The 15,772-nt window shown below is 58.4% G+C and carries 17 protein-coding genes and 3 pseudogenes; 12 read left to right on the top strand and 8 right to left on the bottom strand.

Going from position 1 to position 15,772, the window contains the following annotated elements:
- Nucleotides 1–53: 53 nt before the first annotated feature.
- Both AC07W5_RS15660 and AC07W5_RS15655 read right to left on the bottom strand, forming a co-directional pair.
- Nucleotides 54–582 (bottom strand): annotated as a pseudogene (locus AC07W5_RS15660) (DUF2931 family protein).
- Nucleotides 583–710: 128 nt separating this feature from the next.
- Complete coding sequence (locus AC07W5_RS15655; protein ID WP_495023834.1) at nt 711–1,748, bottom strand: phospholipase effector Tle1 domain-containing protein; 1,038 nt, start codon at nt 1,746–1,748, stop codon at nt 711–713.
- A 691-nt stretch (nt 1,749–2,439) separates the two neighbouring features.
- Between AC07W5_RS15655 and AC07W5_RS15650 the strand changes: the two genes are divergently transcribed.
- Together AC07W5_RS15650 and AC07W5_RS15645 are read left to right on the top strand one after the other, a co-directional pair.
- Nucleotides 2,440–2,730 carry a DUF3077 domain-containing protein gene (locus AC07W5_RS15650; protein ID WP_495011910.1) on the top strand — a complete coding sequence of 97 codons (291 nt, stop codon included), beginning with the start codon at nt 2,440–2,442 and terminating at the stop codon, nt 2,728–2,730.
- 130 nt (nt 2,731–2,860) lie between these two features.
- Nucleotides 2,861–3,331, top strand: coding sequence for an LEA/WHy family protein (locus AC07W5_RS15645; protein WP_494991534.1), 471 nt, complete (start codon nt 2,861–2,863; stop codon nt 3,329–3,331).
- 5 nt (nt 3,332–3,336) lie between these two features.
- Here the strand turns inward: AC07W5_RS15645 and AC07W5_RS15640 are convergent, their stop codons facing one another.
- A complete protein-coding gene (locus AC07W5_RS15640) occupies nt 3,337–4,860 on the bottom strand; it encodes an MFS transporter (protein WP_495023754.1) in 1,524 nt (507 codons plus the stop codon).
- 130 nt (nt 4,861–4,990) lie between these two features.
- Between AC07W5_RS15640 and AC07W5_RS15635 the strand changes: the two genes are divergently transcribed.
- Both AC07W5_RS15635 and AC07W5_RS15630 read left to right on the top strand, forming a co-directional pair.
- Nucleotides 4,991–5,887 (top strand): LysR family transcriptional regulator, encoded by an 897-nt coding sequence (locus AC07W5_RS15635; RefSeq protein WP_494991532.1) that lies wholly within the window; start codon nt 4,991–4,993, stop codon nt 5,885–5,887.
- Nucleotides 5,888–5,941: 54 nt separating this feature from the next.
- Nucleotides 5,942–6,487, top strand: a complete 546-nt coding sequence (locus AC07W5_RS15630) for a GNAT family N-acetyltransferase (RefSeq protein ID WP_495023753.1) — start codon at nt 5,942–5,944, stop codon at nt 6,485–6,487.
- Here the strand turns inward: AC07W5_RS15630 and AC07W5_RS15625 are convergent.
- Nucleotides 6,480–7,400, bottom strand: a complete 921-nt coding sequence (locus AC07W5_RS15625; RefSeq protein WP_495023752.1) for a carbon-nitrogen hydrolase family protein — start codon at nt 7,398–7,400, stop codon at nt 6,480–6,482. The genes AC07W5_RS15630 and AC07W5_RS15625 overlap by 8 nt on opposite strands.
- Before the next feature lie 85 nt (nt 7,401–7,485).
- On the opposite strand from AC07W5_RS15625, the gene AC07W5_RS15620 reads away from it, so the two are divergent.
- On the top strand, nt 7,486–8,394 hold the full coding sequence (locus AC07W5_RS15620; protein ID WP_495023751.1) for a LysR family transcriptional regulator: 909 nt from the start codon (nt 7,486–7,488) through the stop codon (nt 8,392–8,394).
- Nucleotides 8,395–8,467: 73 nt separating this feature from the next.
- On the opposite strand, the gene AC07W5_RS15615 is transcribed toward AC07W5_RS15620, so the two are convergent.
- Nucleotides 8,468–8,719 (bottom strand): hypothetical protein, encoded by a 252-nt coding sequence (locus AC07W5_RS15615; RefSeq protein WP_494991528.1) that lies wholly within the window; start codon nt 8,717–8,719, stop codon nt 8,468–8,470.
- Between the two features lie 165 nt (nt 8,720–8,884).
- On the opposite strand from AC07W5_RS15615, the gene AC07W5_RS15610 reads away from it, so the two are divergent.
- The gene (locus AC07W5_RS15610; protein WP_494991527.1) at nt 8,885–9,202 is read left to right on the top strand and encodes an ElaB/YgaM/YqjD family protein; all 318 of its coding nucleotides are present in this window, start codon (nt 8,885–8,887) and stop codon (nt 9,200–9,202) included.
- 46 nt (nt 9,203–9,248) lie between these two features.
- On the opposite strand, the gene AC07W5_RS15605 is transcribed toward AC07W5_RS15610, so the two are convergent.
- On the bottom strand, nt 9,249–10,286 hold the full coding sequence (locus tag AC07W5_RS15605) for an Ldh family oxidoreductase (protein WP_495011905.1): 1,038 nt from the start codon (nt 10,284–10,286) through the stop codon (nt 9,249–9,251).
- Nucleotides 10,287–10,577: 291 nt separating this feature from the next.
- Here AC07W5_RS15605 and AC07W5_RS15600 point away from each other — a divergent pair.
- Together AC07W5_RS15600 and AC07W5_RS15595 are read left to right on the top strand one after the other, a co-directional pair.
- Nucleotides 10,578–11,078 (top strand): annotated as a pseudogene (locus AC07W5_RS15600) (FecR/PupR family sigma factor regulator); the annotation flags it as partial.
- A gap of 134 nt (nt 11,079–11,212) precedes the next feature.
- Nucleotides 11,213–11,593, top strand: coding sequence for a fe2+ zn2+ uptake regulation protein (locus tag AC07W5_RS15595; protein ID WP_494991525.1), 381 nt, complete (start codon nt 11,213–11,215; stop codon nt 11,591–11,593).
- 17 nt (nt 11,594–11,610) lie between these two features.
- Here the strand turns inward: AC07W5_RS15595 and AC07W5_RS15590 are convergent, their stop codons facing one another.
- The gene (locus AC07W5_RS15590) at nt 11,611–11,799 is read right to left on the bottom strand and encodes a hypothetical protein (protein ID WP_489071560.1); all 189 of its coding nucleotides are present in this window, start codon (nt 11,797–11,799) and stop codon (nt 11,611–11,613) included.
- A gap of 158 nt (nt 11,800–11,957) precedes the next feature.
- On the opposite strand from AC07W5_RS15590, the gene AC07W5_RS15585 reads away from it, so the two are divergent.
- On the top strand, nt 11,958–12,095 hold the full coding sequence (locus AC07W5_RS15585; protein ID WP_495023750.1) for a hypothetical protein: 138 nt from the start codon (nt 11,958–11,960) through the stop codon (nt 12,093–12,095).
- A 46-nt stretch (nt 12,096–12,141) separates the two neighbouring features.
- Here AC07W5_RS15585 and AC07W5_RS15580 read toward each other — a convergent pair whose 3' ends face one another.
- Nucleotides 12,142–13,062 (bottom strand): LysR family transcriptional regulator, encoded by a 921-nt coding sequence (locus tag AC07W5_RS15580; protein ID WP_495023749.1) that lies wholly within the window; start codon nt 13,060–13,062, stop codon nt 12,142–12,144.
- Between the two features lie 121 nt (nt 13,063–13,183).
- On the opposite strand from AC07W5_RS15580, the gene AC07W5_RS15575 reads away from it, so the two are divergent.
- The 3 genes and pseudogenes from AC07W5_RS15575 to AC07W5_RS15565 all read left to right on the top strand — a co-directional run bounded on the left by AC07W5_RS15575 (nt 13,184) and on the right by AC07W5_RS15565 (nt 15,587).
- Nucleotides 13,184–14,179 (top strand): aldo/keto reductase, encoded by a 996-nt coding sequence (locus AC07W5_RS15575; RefSeq protein WP_494991521.1) that lies wholly within the window; start codon nt 13,184–13,186, stop codon nt 14,177–14,179.
- A 148-nt stretch (nt 14,180–14,327) separates the two neighbouring features.
- Nucleotides 14,328–14,531: pseudogene (locus AC07W5_RS15570) on the top strand (YqaA family protein); the annotation flags it as partial.
- 102 nt (nt 14,532–14,633) lie between these two features.
- Nucleotides 14,634–15,587 (top strand): D-2-hydroxyacid dehydrogenase family protein, encoded by a 954-nt coding sequence (locus AC07W5_RS15565; protein ID WP_495023748.1) that lies wholly within the window; start codon nt 14,634–14,636, stop codon nt 15,585–15,587.
- The last annotated feature ends 185 nt before the right edge of the window (nt 15,588–15,772 follow it).

The following is a 15,772-nucleotide window of genomic DNA, read 5'->3' as shown; positions in this document are numbered from 1 at the left end:
AAATCCCACTGTCAGTGGGATCCAGCTTCGAGTTGATATCAAAGGAGTTTCCATCACCAACTTCCGTAAGGGATGCCGAAGCGTTCGATGTAGCGCTTGGAGGCGGCTTTGATGCTGACGTAATACCCTTCGTACATCCCTTGATCCGGCCCCAATGGCTCGATGCCGACCACGGCGCGGTCGGCTTTGTTGGCGTGGAAGCAGTCGTCCCAGACCCAGACCTGAATGATTCCGCCGGGGGCCAGGCCCAGGTTTAAAGATGCGCTGAATCTAGAGGTGTACTCCGGGTATTTGTGACAGCGTCGTGCCGTAGAGTTGCGCATGATTTCGGGTTTCTTCCGGGATATCGATCCAGCCGCTGTAGGTTTTTCGCTCGACAATCGACTGCCAGCGCACATAGATGCGCTTGGGCAGGTCGGCGCCAACAACCGGCATCCCTGAACCGCCGACTCCATCCCAGCCGCGGGCTACTTCAGAGTCAAATTGTTCTCCCAGCGTCTGTGCTGCAGCGCCGGCAGCAACGTCGCGAAACAGCCGGCCTTGAATATCTTCCACTGAGGAAGTTTCCACCCACACGGTCATATGGGCCGGTTCGGTAAAACCGATGTACCACCAGCGGCTCTTGTAATCATTTTTGGCGGAGAGCGGGTCCGGTGTCTGGCAACCGCTCAGAGATAACAGCGCTAGAAGCAAAAAAAGGTGTTTCATGGCTACAGCATCCATTCCGGTACATGAGGGTGTTGCACCCGCACGGCGTCCGCCGTCGGAGCGTTGACATAGATCAGCTCGAGCTTGCTGGTGCGCGGTCCGGCGAGCAGGCCCGGCGTCCAGTGGGCAGACCTATGGATGTAGCAGTGCCTGAGCAGCTTCTCTTTGGTGGGCGTCGTGCTGTAGTCGCCCGAGATAAAACGATCGCATAGCGTTTGCAGTTCAGAAGGCGGACGTAACCCCGGTCTTTCATTGATCTCTTCAAACTGTACACCGTGCTTTTTCGCCGCCTCGTACATCACCCGCAAGTACACCTTTGCCAGCCCGGCGCTGACCTTACGCTGGAGCCGTAAGCCGACAAAAACCCTTTTGTGTTTCGGGGCCATACGGTCCTGTGAGTCGGCCGGCAGTAGTTCGGGTTCGGGGGTGACAAGCCTCAACATGTCCAGGGGCCAGCCTTTGGCGTGCCATGTGGCTTGCGCTTGTTGGGCGTCGCGGTAGATCGAGGTGGTTTTCACATCGGTGTGCACAGGCACGTCCAGTGCCTGCAGCGGGATGAGCATCACCCGTTCTTCGGCCTCGTCCCGGTAGCCGCCGCCGAGGTCCGAATGGGCGCCGGGCAGGCTGATTTCCGTGTGATCCGGGCCCAAACGGTTCAGGGCGAAGTTGGCACGGTGCTCGTCCCGCGCCACCAGATGCAGCACATGGCGAAAGAGCTTCGGGTGCAGATGCAGTTTGACCCCCGGAGTGGCGGGGCTACGCACATAGCCCAAATTGCTCCAGCCGCCCACCGAGGCCACGGTGTCGAACAGCCCGATAAACCCGGTATGCACGCTTTCGCCATAGATTTTGCTGAAACCATTGGCGAAGAATTTTTTGGGCAAGGCCAGGGTTTCGTGCAAGGGACTGCCGACTCCTGCCATCGTCAGGGGCTGCGTTCTGCTGTTGCGCCGTCTCGGCGCAGAAGGCTCTGTCCTTGGTTCGTTCCGCCCGTTGTGTTGCCAACGCCTGATCACGGCACACGGCGCAATGGTATCCATCGACTTCATTTTTCATTCGGCATCCCTTTTTCAGTCGACCCATCCTTGGGCCGGAAGCCCAATGGCAGGCTTCAAGCTAAAAATGCACCCCAAACGGTAAGGCCGGATGCCAGTTGCGGATTGATAGTCTGTGGGAAGTGCGCTGAATTCGCTGCACCTGGAGCTGACAGAAAAAACGCACTCTAAAACGAGGTTTGGCATAAGCCTCGGCGGGAGATGCCAAAGGTTTCCGGTCTTATCGCAGGCCTTCGGCAGTGACTACAGGGGATGTGTCGGGTTGAGATTTTTCCGGCGTTATTTTGAGTTGCAGTCCCCCGACCTCCCCGCTATCCTTCGGCGGTCGTTGCACATTCAGCGACCGGGCTTGGCGGCCTGAGTTAATCAAGGCGCGACAGCGCCTCCCACACACATTGCAGGCGCTTTTTTTTGCGCCCGCATATCTGCGTTATGGCGGGTTGCGTGGGAGAACCTTCGGGTTCGCCGGTTCCTTGATTCCCGGTCCGCCAATCCTGCGCAATCCGCCACCCTCATCTGCTTGGCGGCAGACGGTGGTGGTTCCCCTAGAATCGAGGAGCCAGACCATGTACAGCATAAATCCGTCCAAAATCCGCATTTGCGCTTACCGCACTACACCCTCGGCCACGTTTCAAACCTCCCCCCTGCGCCACCTCCAGACCCTCGGAGGTGCCCAATGACCGATCACCAAGACCTCAAAACCATCGGCCTCACGCCGTTCTCCATCCATTCGGATCAGGCGCTGTTCCGGGTCAACAGTGGCGTGTCGATCCGAGAGGCGCTGTCGCACGTGTCCGACTTGCTCCATGTCGCGAAGATGCTGGCAGAAGATGCCGCGATGGAACGAAATACCGACCGTTATGCCTGGGCGTCGCACTATTTGCAGGAGATGAGTAAGGCGGTGATCGATGATGTGGTGAAAGTGCTAACGCCCAAACCTGTACCCGTTGCGAAGGAGAAGATGTGAGGATGGAATATCGATCCAGCTCACTGTCGGCGCGTTCTGCGCTATCTTGCTGAACATGCGGTGAACCGTTAGAGAGGCTCGAGGGCCCAGCCACTGGCGGTTCGGCCCTTTTCTTTTCGAGATCACGTCCATGCGCAGATTCTTCGGTTTATCCCTCGCCCTGCTCCTGCTCACCTTGAGCGCCTGCGCCCAGTTCCCCAGCCGGGATCCGCTGAACATCAACGTGGTGGGCATCGAACCGCTGCAGAGCCAGGGTCTGGAAGTACGATTCGCGGTGAAACTTCGTCTGCAAAACCCCAACGAAACGCCGATCGACTACAACGGCGTGGCCCTGAATCTTGAGGTCAACGGGCGGCCACTGGCCAGTGGCGTGAGCGATCAACACGGCTCGATCCCGCGTTTCTCCGAAGCGATCCTGACGGTGCCGGTGAGCATCTCGGCATTCTCAGTGTTGCGTCAAACGCTGGGACTGAGCCAGACCCAAAGCCTGGACAACCTGCCTTACGTGCTGCACGGAAAACTGGCGGGGGGTGTGTTCGGCACCATGCGTTTCGTTGACCGAGGCAATCTCAGCCTGCCAGGCTCGACCGCAGTCTGGTGAGCCCGTCATGTTTTGCGCGGTTCACGTAAAGCCACAAACACCACCAATGCCGAGACGATAGTAATCCCGATCAGCACATACAGCAGTTGGCTGAAGGCGTTGGCATACAACAGCAACAACGCCTCACGACTGAGGTGCGGCAACAGCGCTGCACTGGCTTGCAGGTTGCCGTTGGCCAACTGTTGCGCCGCGAGGGAAATGTGTTCTGAGTCCGCAACTGCGTCGCTGATCGAAACCTTGAGTAATCCGGCCAATACAGCGATCACCAGCGCCAACGCAATGCCCTCCCCGGCGACCCGGGTCGTACTGAAAATTCCGGTGGCCATGCCAGCGCGCTCCTTGGGTACCACACTCACCGACAACCCGTCCATCAAGCCCCACGGCATGCCTGCACCCAACCCGATCACCAACATCGGCAGCACATATTCTGCCGGGGGCTGTCCTGGCGCGACGCAACTGAGCCCATACAAACCGGCTGCGGCGATCAGTAATCCGACACCCGAAACCACCCCGGCGTTAATCCAGCGGGTCAGCAGCGCCGCGAGAAACGGCACAACAACCATGGGCGCAGACAAAGCGATCATCATCAAGCCGGCGTCGACCTCGCTGTAGCCTTCGACACCGATAAAGCGTATCGGTAGCAGAATTAACAGCACTACGAAGCAGTAACAGGTGGCAATCGGCAGCACTTGAACGCCGACAAAACGCGGGTAACGAAACAACGACAAATCAAGCATCGGCCGCGAGACCCGCAGCTCCACCGCGACAAACCCCAGCAACGACGCCAGCGCTCCCAGTAGCAGACCCAACACCAGCCCACTGCTCCAGCCACTTTCCGGCGCCTGCAAAATCCCCCAGGTAAACAGCACCAGCGCTGCGGTAAAACTCAGGGTGCCCGGCCAATCGACGCCAGCGGCGTCAGGGTCGCGAGACTCGTGCATCCGTGGCACACCAAACAGCAACGACATACCACCGATAAGCGTCGCGGACAAAAAGATAGCGCGCCAACCGAAGTGCTCGATCAACACTCCGGCCAGAATCGGGCCGAAGGCCAGGCCGACGCCAAACGTCGTGCCCAGCAGACTGAAGGCCCGGGTTCGCACCACACCGTCGAACTCCTGCGCCAGTGCAGCCGAACCGCCGGCCAGCGCGGCGGCTCCGGCAAGTCCCTGGACGGCCCTCAGTAGATCGAGCCAAAGCACCGAAGGTGCAAACGCCAACGCAAGAGATGTCACGGCGAATAGCGCGATGCCAATACCGAATACTCGCTTGCGACCGTATTCATCAGCCAGCGTCCCGGCAGCCATCAGCGCGCTGCCGAAACTCAGCATGAAGGCATTGGTCATCCAGCTCAGGGCTAAGGCACTGCCACCCAGCTCACGACCAATTGCCGGAGTGGCGACGGCGACCCCGACAAACGTCAGCGGCAATATCAACGCCGCCAGGCAAACCGCCGCCAACACCACGTAGGGATCGCGGGTGCTGGACGGGAAATCTACAGTGTTGGAAATATCGACTTCGCGGCTCATTTGCACCTCAGGTGTCTGTGGCCGACAACGCGGCATTCAAGTCGATTCGATGGTAGATTCGCTTCAATCAGCGATAAATAGGGCGAAAGTCCCTATTTAAAGGACTAAAACGCTCGAATCGAGACTAACTTTGGACAATTTGAATGGCTTGCTTGCCTTCGTCCGCGCGGCGCAAATGCGCAGCTTTGTCGCCGCTGGAGAGCGATTGGGGATTTCCGCTTCGGCGGTCGGAAAAAGCGTGGCGCGGCTTGAAGAAAAACTCGGCGTACGACTGCTCAACCGCAGCACCCGACGTATTAGCCTGACCGACGAGGGCACGCTGTTTTTCGAGCGATGCCAACGCATCGTCAGCGAAGTCGAGGAGGCGCAAGCGGAACTCGCACGAATCACCGACAAACCCCGGGGCAAGTTGCGCGTCAGCCTGCCTGCCGTCGGCTATCGCATGCTGCTGCCGATCCTCCCCGAGTTCGCCGAACGCTACCCGGACATCGAGCTGGACCTGGACTTCAATGACCGGCTGATCGATGTCATCGCCGAAGGTGTCGATGCGGTGATTCGTAGCGGCGAGTTGATGGATTCTCAGCTCAAGTCGCGCACGCTAGGACCGTTTCGCTTCGTGCTGATCAGCGCTCCCCACTACTTTGCTCGTCATGGCACACCCACGACGCCGAGGGAACTGGAGCAGCACGCTTGCTTGCGTTACAAATTTCCAGGCACCGCCCAGTTGCAGGAATGGAAACTGCGCAGTGCAGCCGATGAACCACCGTTGCTACTCAGAAGCGCGCTGATCAGCAATAACCTGGAAGCGCTGATCTTCGCCGCGACCCAAGGGCTGGGTATCGCCTTTATCCCGGATTTTGTGGTCCGCGAAGCATTGGCCGACGGCACGTTGGTCTCGGTGCTGGATGACTACCAGACCGACAGCGGAAAATTCTCGATTCTGTGGCCGAGCAGTCGACACCTGCTGCCAAAACTGCGAGTGTTTGTCGACTTTCTGGCCGAGCGGCTGGTATTGGGAAAACCCTGAACTCTGAACCGTGAAAGCCGTTTTATCGCACACTCCAAGGAGGAAACCTCGCACATGGAACCCGTCCCGATCCTGTACACCGAACGGCTGATTCTGCGCCCGCTGGAGCTGGCCGACGCCGAAGCCATTCAGCAGCAGTTCCCGCACTGGGAAGTGGTGCGTTATCTCAATGCCATGGTCCCATGGCCTTACCCTGCGGACGGTGCACTTCGCTATTTGCAAAGCATGGCCCTGCCAGCAATTGCCCGATGCGAAGAATGGCACTGGTCGATCCGTTTGAAGTCGGCACCGGATCAACTGATTGGCAATGTCAGCCTGATGGACGAGCCAGGCAACAATCGTGGCTTCTGGCTTGCACCACAATGGCAAGGTCAGGGGCTGATGAGTGAAGCCAGCGCGGCGGTGACCCAATACTGGTTCGAAACCCTCGGTCGCGCGCTGATGCGAGTGCCCAAGGCCTCGCCGAATCTGGCCTCACGGCGTATCTCCGAGCGCGACGGTATGCGCCTGATCAACACCGAAGAAAGCAACTTCGTCAGCGGGCGCTTCCCGTGCGATACCTGGGAAATCACCCGCGAAGAATGGCAACGCCTCAGATAAACCGCACGCCCGGTTTGGCCCGCTCATCCACGGTCAATTCGAACACGTCCGGGCGTGCATAGTGCCCGACCACGTCGTAGTCGTAACGAGCGCGGACCAATTGATCCGTGTCGATTTCAGCGCTCAGCAGACCGGCGCCGCCCAATAGCGGCCCGGCAAGAATATCGCCCATGGGACCTACGATCACGCTGCCGCCGGCAATCAACGGGCGCTCGGCCGGCCAGTTGGCGATATCCCGGCCCAAGGCTTGCGGTGAGTCCTGAACCTGACAGGCGCTGACCACAAAGCAGCGCCCTTCGTGAGCGATATGACGCATGCTGACCTGCCACATCTCCCGCTCATCCACCGTCGGCGCGCACCAGACTTCCACGCCTTTGGCGTACATCGCGGTACGCAGCAGCGGCATCATGTTTTCCCAGCACACCGCCGCGCCGATTCGCCCGACCTTGCTGTCGATCACCGGCAATGTCGAGCCGTCGCCCTTGCCCCAGATCAGCCGCTCGGTACCGGTAGGCATCAGTTTGCGATGCTTGGCCACCAGGCCGTCTTGGGGCTCGAAATACAGCACGGTGCAATACAGCGTGCTACCAGAGCGTTCGATGACTCCCAGCACCAGACTGGCGCCTGTACGCGTGGATAATCCAGCCAAGGCTTCGGTTTCAACACCGGGAACGTCGATCGCGTTGGCGAAATAGCGGGCAAAAGCCTCTCGGCCTTCCGGCAAGCGATAGCCCAATTGCGTTCCAAAACTTTCGCCTTTTGGATAACCCCCAAGCAAGGCTTCAGGCATGACCACCAGGCTCGCACCGGATTCGACGATGGCACTTTCGTAAGAGAGGATCTGTTCCAGTGTCTCGCCCTTGCCGCCGGGCAATGAACCTATTTGCAGTGCAGCAACGATGGACTTGGGCATCGCGGTAACTCCATGAGCAATGAGGTGTTGCTCATTCTCCCGCCGCGATCGACTATGAATAAAGTCCATTTCAATGCTGAATGATATGAACCAAATGAATATCACCGACATCGACCTCAACCTGCTCAAAGCTTTCGAAGCGTTGCATGACGAGTCCAGCGCCAGCCGGGCGGCGTTACGTCTGGGGGTTACGCAATCGGCCATGAGTGCGGCGTTGCGCCGGCTGCGAGACGTGTATGGCGATCAACTATTCGTTCGCACGGGTCGCGGACTGGCACCGACGCTTCGTGCCAACCAGCTGAAACCGGTGATCAGTGAAGCACTGAACAAGTGTCGGCAAAGCCTGGCGATGGTCGACCCTTATGTCAGCCATTACGAAGGTCGCTCGGTCGCCATCGGTTTATCGGATGACTTCGAAATTGCCTACGGACGGCGGCTGATCGAGGAGATTGCACAGCGCGCGCCGAAACTGCGGCTGATTTTTCGTCAAACCCACAGTCAGATTGTTGCCCATGCATTGATGGAGCGCAGTATCGACCTGGCAATCACCGCCGGTGGTTTTGCCGAGCGCATGCTCAGCCGCCAGGTGCTCGGTGAAGGAAGCTATCTGTGCCTGGTGGACCCGGCCAGCCTGGCCGACGGGCAGCATGAAATCGACCTCGACGAATTCGTCAGACGCGAACATATATTGGTGTCGTCGGGAGGATTTATCGGGATTACCGATGAGGGGTTGGCCGGATTGGGACTGAGCCGACAGGTCTGCGCCTCGACCACCCACTTCGCGGCGTTGCCTTATCTGCTCAAGGGTAGCCAGGCCGTAGCGACCATCCCGGCCCACGCAGCGCAGAGCATTGCGGCGCTCACCGGGCTGACGCTGTTGCCCTGCCCTCTGACGCTGCCACGCTACCCGATCGAACTGGGCTGGCGCACCAGTACTCAGCTCGATCCGGTGGTGCTAAAAGTACGGGAAGCAATAGTGGCGTGCTTTTTGTAGGAACTGCCACAGGCTGCGATCTTTTGGGGGTAACCCTGTGCTCAGCTGGCTACACACTGACAAGAAAGCCCGGTTACTTCGCCGCCATCAACCGATTGACTTCACTGCGCACCATGTTGGCGAATTCCGGCGGAGACATGAGATCCAGCTCCGAGCGCACCCATTCCGCCCATTTGCCCTTACGCTTGGCGCGCTCGCCGAACAAGCGTGCGCCCTCGCCTTTGGCTTTACCCAGATTGCTCTGCCAAAGGTCGAACAGACGGGACTTTTCATCTTCAAGCGCAGCGCGCTCGGCAAGGGGCTGGTTAGCCAGATTGAAGCTCATGGGAGTTACCTGCTGCGTAAAATTGGCAACATCTTACACTGTAGGAAGAAATGTCTTTGCCTGGATTTCTTGTCGACTTTCGGCTCAGGCACAAAATAGCTGCAACTTTTACACGTGCAGCTGACTCCATGGTTCACTGCACACTCACCTGCAAGGAGTATCTCGATGGCCCGGAAAAACGCCGCGCAAATGGCTGACGAACAAATCAAGGATCAAGCTTTCAGCGAGCTGCGGGCGCTGATCGAAGAGTCGGAAAAATTACTCAAAAGCAGTGCCTCGCTGGTGGGCGAGGAAGGCGAAAGCCTGCGCGAACAAGTCGCGTTGAAACTCAAGCAGGCACTGAACGCCGTATCGAGCGTACGTGAGCGCAGCAAGCCGGTGGTCGATGCCACGCAAATCTACATAGGCGGGCATCCTTGGCAGACTGTGGCGATCTCAGCCGGTTTTGGTCTGGTGCTCGGCTTGTTAGTGGGCCGTCGTTAATACGTCAGTTCAAAAGGCGAGCCGTAGTCAGCTCGCCTTTTTCACATCAAAGTCCTGCCAACTCGCGCAGCTGCGTCAACTCTGCGCTGGCAATCCGAATCCCTTCTTCGCCAGCCTTCGCTCGCTCACGATGACGACGGTCGCCTGGTAAACGCTTGAGCCCTACCCCGTGCATCTGCCGCACCAATTCCTGACTGCGCTCGGCGAAACTCTGCCCGGCCGCTTTGCTGGGGTCGATCACGATGATCAACTGACCGGTCCAAGGGGTTTTCGCCCCAGGGTGATTAGACCAATCGAACTCGAACGAGAAGTTTCCACCGGTCAAGGCCGCGGCCAGCAGTTCGACCATCATCGATAGCGCCGACCCCTTGTGACCGCCAAACGGCAACAGCGCACCGCCTTCGAGAATCGCCTTCGGGTCCTGGGTCGGCTGGCCCAGGCTGTCCACCCCCATGCCGGCGGGCAGGCGCTCGCCCTTGCGCGCAGCGATCTGTACATCACCGTGGGCAATGGCGCTGGTGGCCAGATCGAAGACAATCGGATCACCGTCGGCCCTCGGTGCGGCAAAGGCAATCGGGTTGGTGCCAAACAGCGGGCGATCGGCGCCATGGGGCACGACGCAGGTCATGCTGTTTACCACGCTTAATGCCACCAGCCCTTCATAAGCGAAGGGTTCGACATCCGGCCAGAGTGCCGCAAAGTGATGAGAATTGCGTATCGCCAACACTGCGATCCCGGCGCTTCGGGCTTTCTCGACCAGAAGCGCCCGAGCCGCCGCCAGGGCCGGCTGAGCAAAGCCGTTGGCCGCGTCGACCCGGACAAAACCTGATGCCACGTCTTCAACGACAGGCACTGCCTTGCCATCGACCCAGCCGCTCGCCAGCGTCGATACATAACCGGGGATACGGAATACGCCGTGACTGTGGGCACCATCGCGCTCGGCGCCCGCGCAGTTCTCGGACAGGACGCGAGCCACTTCGAGGGAAGTACCCTGGCGCAGGAAAATTTTCTCTAACAACGCCACCAACTGAGCATAAGTGATGCGTTCTGACAGGGTTTCGTCAACCAAAGGTGATGCAGACATCTGAAGCTCCAGTTTAATTATTGGAGGGGGCAACAGCGTATGAAATTCCGGCACCCGGATTAAACAACGGTTAGCGAGCGCCCTGTCAACTTTTGTCGCTCGAGCAGACGCTCAAGAGCGCGAGATTTTCTTGATCATTTTCGTACTCCATTGACGGGCATTGCTGATAGATGTGCTGTTTTCTTGGGTATTTTCCGGGGCAACAGGTTCCACATTGATATCTATTTGCCATTACCGCCATTCTCGTCGCCTGCCCGTGAAGGTTAGAATGCAGGAAATCAGGAAGAGTCAGTGAGCGAACAATCCCTCTCAGAAGCCGAATACGATGCCGTTACGGATGCCGCCGCGCATTGGTGCATGCGTTTGCACGCGCATGACTGCACGGCAGCCGAGCGCCTGGCGTTTGAGCAATGGCGAGATATTCATCCATTGCACGCCTTCGAGTACGAGGCAATGCGCAAAATCCGGGATGTCTCGGAGCAACTTCCGCGCACAGAAACGCCACAAATCACTCCCGTTTCAGCGCCACACCACCCATGGCGAGCTTACGGCCTGGCCGCGGCGATCAGTCTGCTGGCGTTGCCGCTGGCGGCATTTACCGGCTGGACCCTGGGCTGGCTACCAGGTTCCTATGAACACTTCCAGGCCGAGAGCCATGTGCGTCACATCACCTTGGCCGATGGCAGCCAGGTCGAACTGAACCTTGGCAGCGAATTGACCAACAGCATCCCACGCCCGTTGAACGAGCGTTCACTGCCGAGGGTGACGGCGTTGTCGAGTCAGCTATTTTGGGTAGATGACATGCCGGCAACCTGATACCGACAATTTTTCTACATCTGGCGCTTCATGATTTGGTGTACTCATTCGTCTTAGTAACAGAGAGCACCCATCATTTTCCTGATCAGGCTCTGAAAAGGAGTTTTTGCATGTACAACCAGCAATTGCCAATGGATGGCAACAAAACGCTGCACAGCCCGACACTGGGTGGTGAGACCGATGTATTCGGCAAAAGCGCTGAGCGCCACAACAATGACCGGATCAGGCTGTTGCTCAAAAGCTTCGGCCTGCGCACCAGCCTGATTCGCCTGAAGGTCATCGACGCCTTGTTGACGGCGGCCGAGAACGACCGCTCGCTTGGCGTGCGCGGTGTGCACAGCCATTTGTTGGAGCTGGACATCCCCTTGTCCTTTCTCAGCGTACGCGAGGTGCTCAAGCGCCTGTGCAGCGAAGGTGTGATCACGCTGAATCCGGACAAGAGCTACAGCCTGAATCAACAGGCTATCGCGCTACTGCACGGCAAAGACTGAAACCTTGCAGCCCCGACTCAGGGCTTGACCTTGCGGCGCATGACGCCATTGACCACCACCACGACCACCGCCACGCCAATGGCGATGTACTGGAACATTTTTTCGGTGATCATCCCGGCGTTTTGCATGTAAGAGAGGCCAAACATGATCCCCAGTACCACCAGGGAGATCAGAATCGAATATTTCAAACGTTGCGACTGGGTCATTGCGGGTTCCTGAGCCTGAAAATGTGTATCCGGTTTGTATCCAGATGCATGCCAAGACCCTACCTTTGTGCGGGAATGGGCAGCTACAAACGGGATCTCATGTTACAGCCGATGAAGAGTTTTGGCTTCATCGCGGCTTTAACCATGAGGATTTTGAAATGCTCCGTCGAATCACAATGCTGATTCCCCTGCTGATTATCCTGACCCTGAGCGACTGCCTGTTTTTCCCTCGCGAAGGTGGCTGGCACGAGCACCGCCATTACGATGGTGGCCATGGTTATTATGAACGTCGCTAAAAAGCCTTCAGTGAACCTCTCGACTCCCCCCTTCTCATAACCACGATCATCCTCCCGGGCGCTTGAAACCACTTTGCTCCCGGGAGCACAGATCAACCAGCCAGTCGACAAATACCCGCACCCGCCGGGACAACTGGCGGTGCGGGGGATAGAGCGCAGTCAGTGGCAGCCTTGGCGGCGGTATATCCCTCAGGACCTCGCACAAGCTGCCCTCTCGTAGCTGTCGGTCAACGTGGTAACGAGGCATCTGCACCAGGCCATATCCCGCTTCACAAGCCGCCAGATAACCATCGGCACTGTTGACCGAGACCTGCCTGGGCAAGTCGATCAAGCGCACCTCATCACCCACCTGAAATTCCAGGCCATAGCGCTTGCCCGTGGCGCTGGAAAAATACTCGACCACTTGGTGTCCAGCCAGGTCATCCAGACATTGCGGCCTGCCGTTGCGCTGCAAATACTCGAGGCTGGCACAGGTCACTTGACCTATCAGTGCCAATGGACGGGCCACCAGCGAGTCATCCAGAGACAGCCCGCCACGCAGCACGCAATCGACACCCTCACGAATCAGGTCCACAGGCCGATCGTTCAAGCCGATTTCCAGCTCGATCAACGGATAAAGAGTGGTGAACTCGGGGAGTGCCGGAATCACGATCAAACGACCGATACCGGCAGGCATGTCAACCCGCAACGTGCCGCGTGGGTTGTTGCGAGCGGCAGAAAATACCGCCTCCGCTTCCTCAAGATCCGCCAACAGACGAATGCAGCGCTGGTAATAGGCCGCTCCGTCGAGAGTCGGACTGACCTGCCGCGTTGTGCGTTGCAACAGCTGCACACCCAAGTGCGCCTCCAGCTGCTTGATCAGAATAGTCACTGAGGCGCGAGGCAATTGCAGGCTGTCGGCGGCCTTGGCAAAGCCACCCAATTCAACAATCCGCGTAAACACACGCATGGCGTTAAAACGATCCATTGTTTTGCCCTGCCCGACCATTATTTAGAAATTACAAATAGTGATAGCGGTTTTAGCCGGTTTATCTTGTTTTTGTCGAGGAGAACAATAGCTCCGGTCATCTATAAGGAGCTTCAAACCTATGCACACTCGTCAACTAGGCACAAACGGCCCACAGGTTTCCGCCATCGGTCTTGGCTGCATGGGCATGACCGACTTCTACACCACCGGCACAGATACCCAAGAGGCGATCGCGACCTTGCACCGCGCCCTGGAGCTGGGCATCAACCTGCTGGACACCGCTGACATTTATGGCCCTCACAGCAATGAGGAACTGATCGGCAAGGCGATTCGGGGTAAACGGGATCAGGTATTTCTGGCCAGCAAATTCGGCATCGTCCGCGATACGGCAAACCCGGCCAGCCGTTCGGTCAATGGTCGTCCGGACTACATTCGCACATCGATCGACGGCACCTTGAAACGCCTGGGCGTGGAAACCCTGGATCTGTATTACCAACACCGCATCGACCCCGATGTCGCGATCGAAGAAACCGTGGGTGCCATGGCCGAACTGGTCAACGAAGGCAAGGTGCGCTATCTCGGTTTGAGCGAAGCATCGGCCAACACCCTGGAGCGGGCGCACAAGGTTCATCCCATCAGCGCGCTGCAAAGTGAATACTCACTGTGGAGCCGCGATCAGGAAGATAACGGCTGCCTGGCGACCTGCCAGCGTCTGGGAGTCGCTTTCGTGCCTTACAGCCCGCTCGGTCGGGGTTTTCTGACTGGAGCCCTGAAAAGCCCGGACGACTTCGCCGCCGATGACTACCGGCGCTTCAGCCCACGCTTTCAGGGTGAAAATTTCGCCCGGAACCTGCGGCTGGTGGAGCAAGTGCAGGCCCTGGCCGCCGACAAGGGCGTCACCGCCGGGCAACTGGCACTGGCCTGGGTGTTGGCGCAGGGTGATTACCTGATTCCGATTCCCGGGACCAAGCAGCGCAAATATCTGGAGGAAAACGTCGCGGCATTGGACATCAAGTTGAGCGCTGGCGAGTTGCAGGCCCTGGAAGCGATCTTCCCGGCGGATGCCACCGCAGGTCTGCGTTACCCCGAAGCGGTAATGCAAATGCTCAATAAGTAGTAGCGATGTCCATACGCCCGTTCAATCCCCTTGCGAACGGGCCCGTGGATCTCGAGCCTGACAAATCTGCAATACCCCTATCAGTTAGCTGACAGGCTGCGCTGATTAAAGTCCCGTCGAACCCGGCACATCAGGCCCGATGGGACTTCAATTGGCAAAGGCTCAGCGGCATTATCAACGTTATGGTCACTGGTCATTGTTGCTGAGCTGGGTGCCGGTCATCGGCGATCCTCTGACGTTGGTCGCCGGGGTGATGCGCGAACCGTTCTGGCGTTTTCTGCTGGTCGTGTCCTTCGCCAGGTCCGCACGCTACCTGATATTGGCATGGCTGAACCTGGGCTGGATGCAGTGAGCCTTTGACTCACCGGATTGCCGCTGATTAATGTCGCCATAATCGGCGGATTACAGCATCGACGGGTTTGCTGTGCCCCCACTCGATAACGAGGTAGCGTCCATGCGTGTACAGATCGCGGTAATCGATGACTGGCAGAACGTCGCCAGCCGTGTGGTGGACTGGTCAGCCCTGGAACAGATCGGCGAGCTCAGCTTCCTGCATGACTACCCGGCTGACAGCGCAACACTGCAAGAACGGCTGGGCGCGTTCGAAGTGATTTGCGTCATGCGTGAGCGCACCCTGTTCGACGAAACCCTGCTGCGCGGCTTGCCCAAGCTCAAGTTGCTGGTCACCGGCGGTATGCGCAATGCCGCGATTGATCTGAAGGCTGCGGCCGGGCTGGGCATTCAGGTGTCCGGCACCGACAGCTACAAACACGCCGCTCCGGAACTGACCTGGGCGCTGATCATGGCCCTGACCCGAAATCTGGTAAAGGAAGCCAACGCCCTGCGCAGCGGTGACTGGCAGCAAGGCCTGGGCGGCGATCTCTACGGCAAGACCCTGGGCATTCTGGGCCTTGGCAGTATCGGCAAACGTATTGCCCAGTTTGGTCAGGTGTTCGGCATGCGCGTGATCGCCTGGAGCGAAAACCTCACCGCCGAGCGCGCGGCGCAGTCCGGCGTAACCTGGGTCAGCAAACGTGAACTGTTCGAACAGGCTGACGTGCTGTCGATCCACCTGGTACTCAGTGAGCGCAGCCGAGGCCTGGTGGACGCACAGGCTTTGGGCTGGATGAAGCCGACTGCACACTTGATCAACACCGCCCGCGGGCCGATTGTCGATGAAGGCGCGTTGATCGAGGCGCTCCAGCAACAGCGTCTGGCCGGTGCGGCGCTTGATGTGTTCGAGCGCGAACCTTTGCCGGTGGATCATCCGTTCCGGCATTTGAGCAATGTGCTGGCCACACCCCATGTGGGCTACGTCAGTGAACAGAACTACCGGCAGTTCTATTCGCAGATGATCGACGACATCCAGGCCTGGGCGAACGGGCAGCCGATCCGTCTGTTGACCTGACACAACCCCCGACAACCCACAGGTTATGCGCACTATCACGGTGCAAGCGCATTTTCTTCGCGCACTTGCATCTGGCAATCCCCTCACCTTTTTCGCGCCTGGGGCTCAATTTATCTGCCCTTCGCCAGTGCGCCTGTAACACTTGCATGCTAGGCGAACGCCTCCCTTGGCATTTTGTCGGACAA

This window comes from Pseudomonas sp. GW821-FHT01E05 (assembly GCF_059422425.1).
This window is presented reverse-complemented; position numbering and strand designations above follow the sequence as displayed.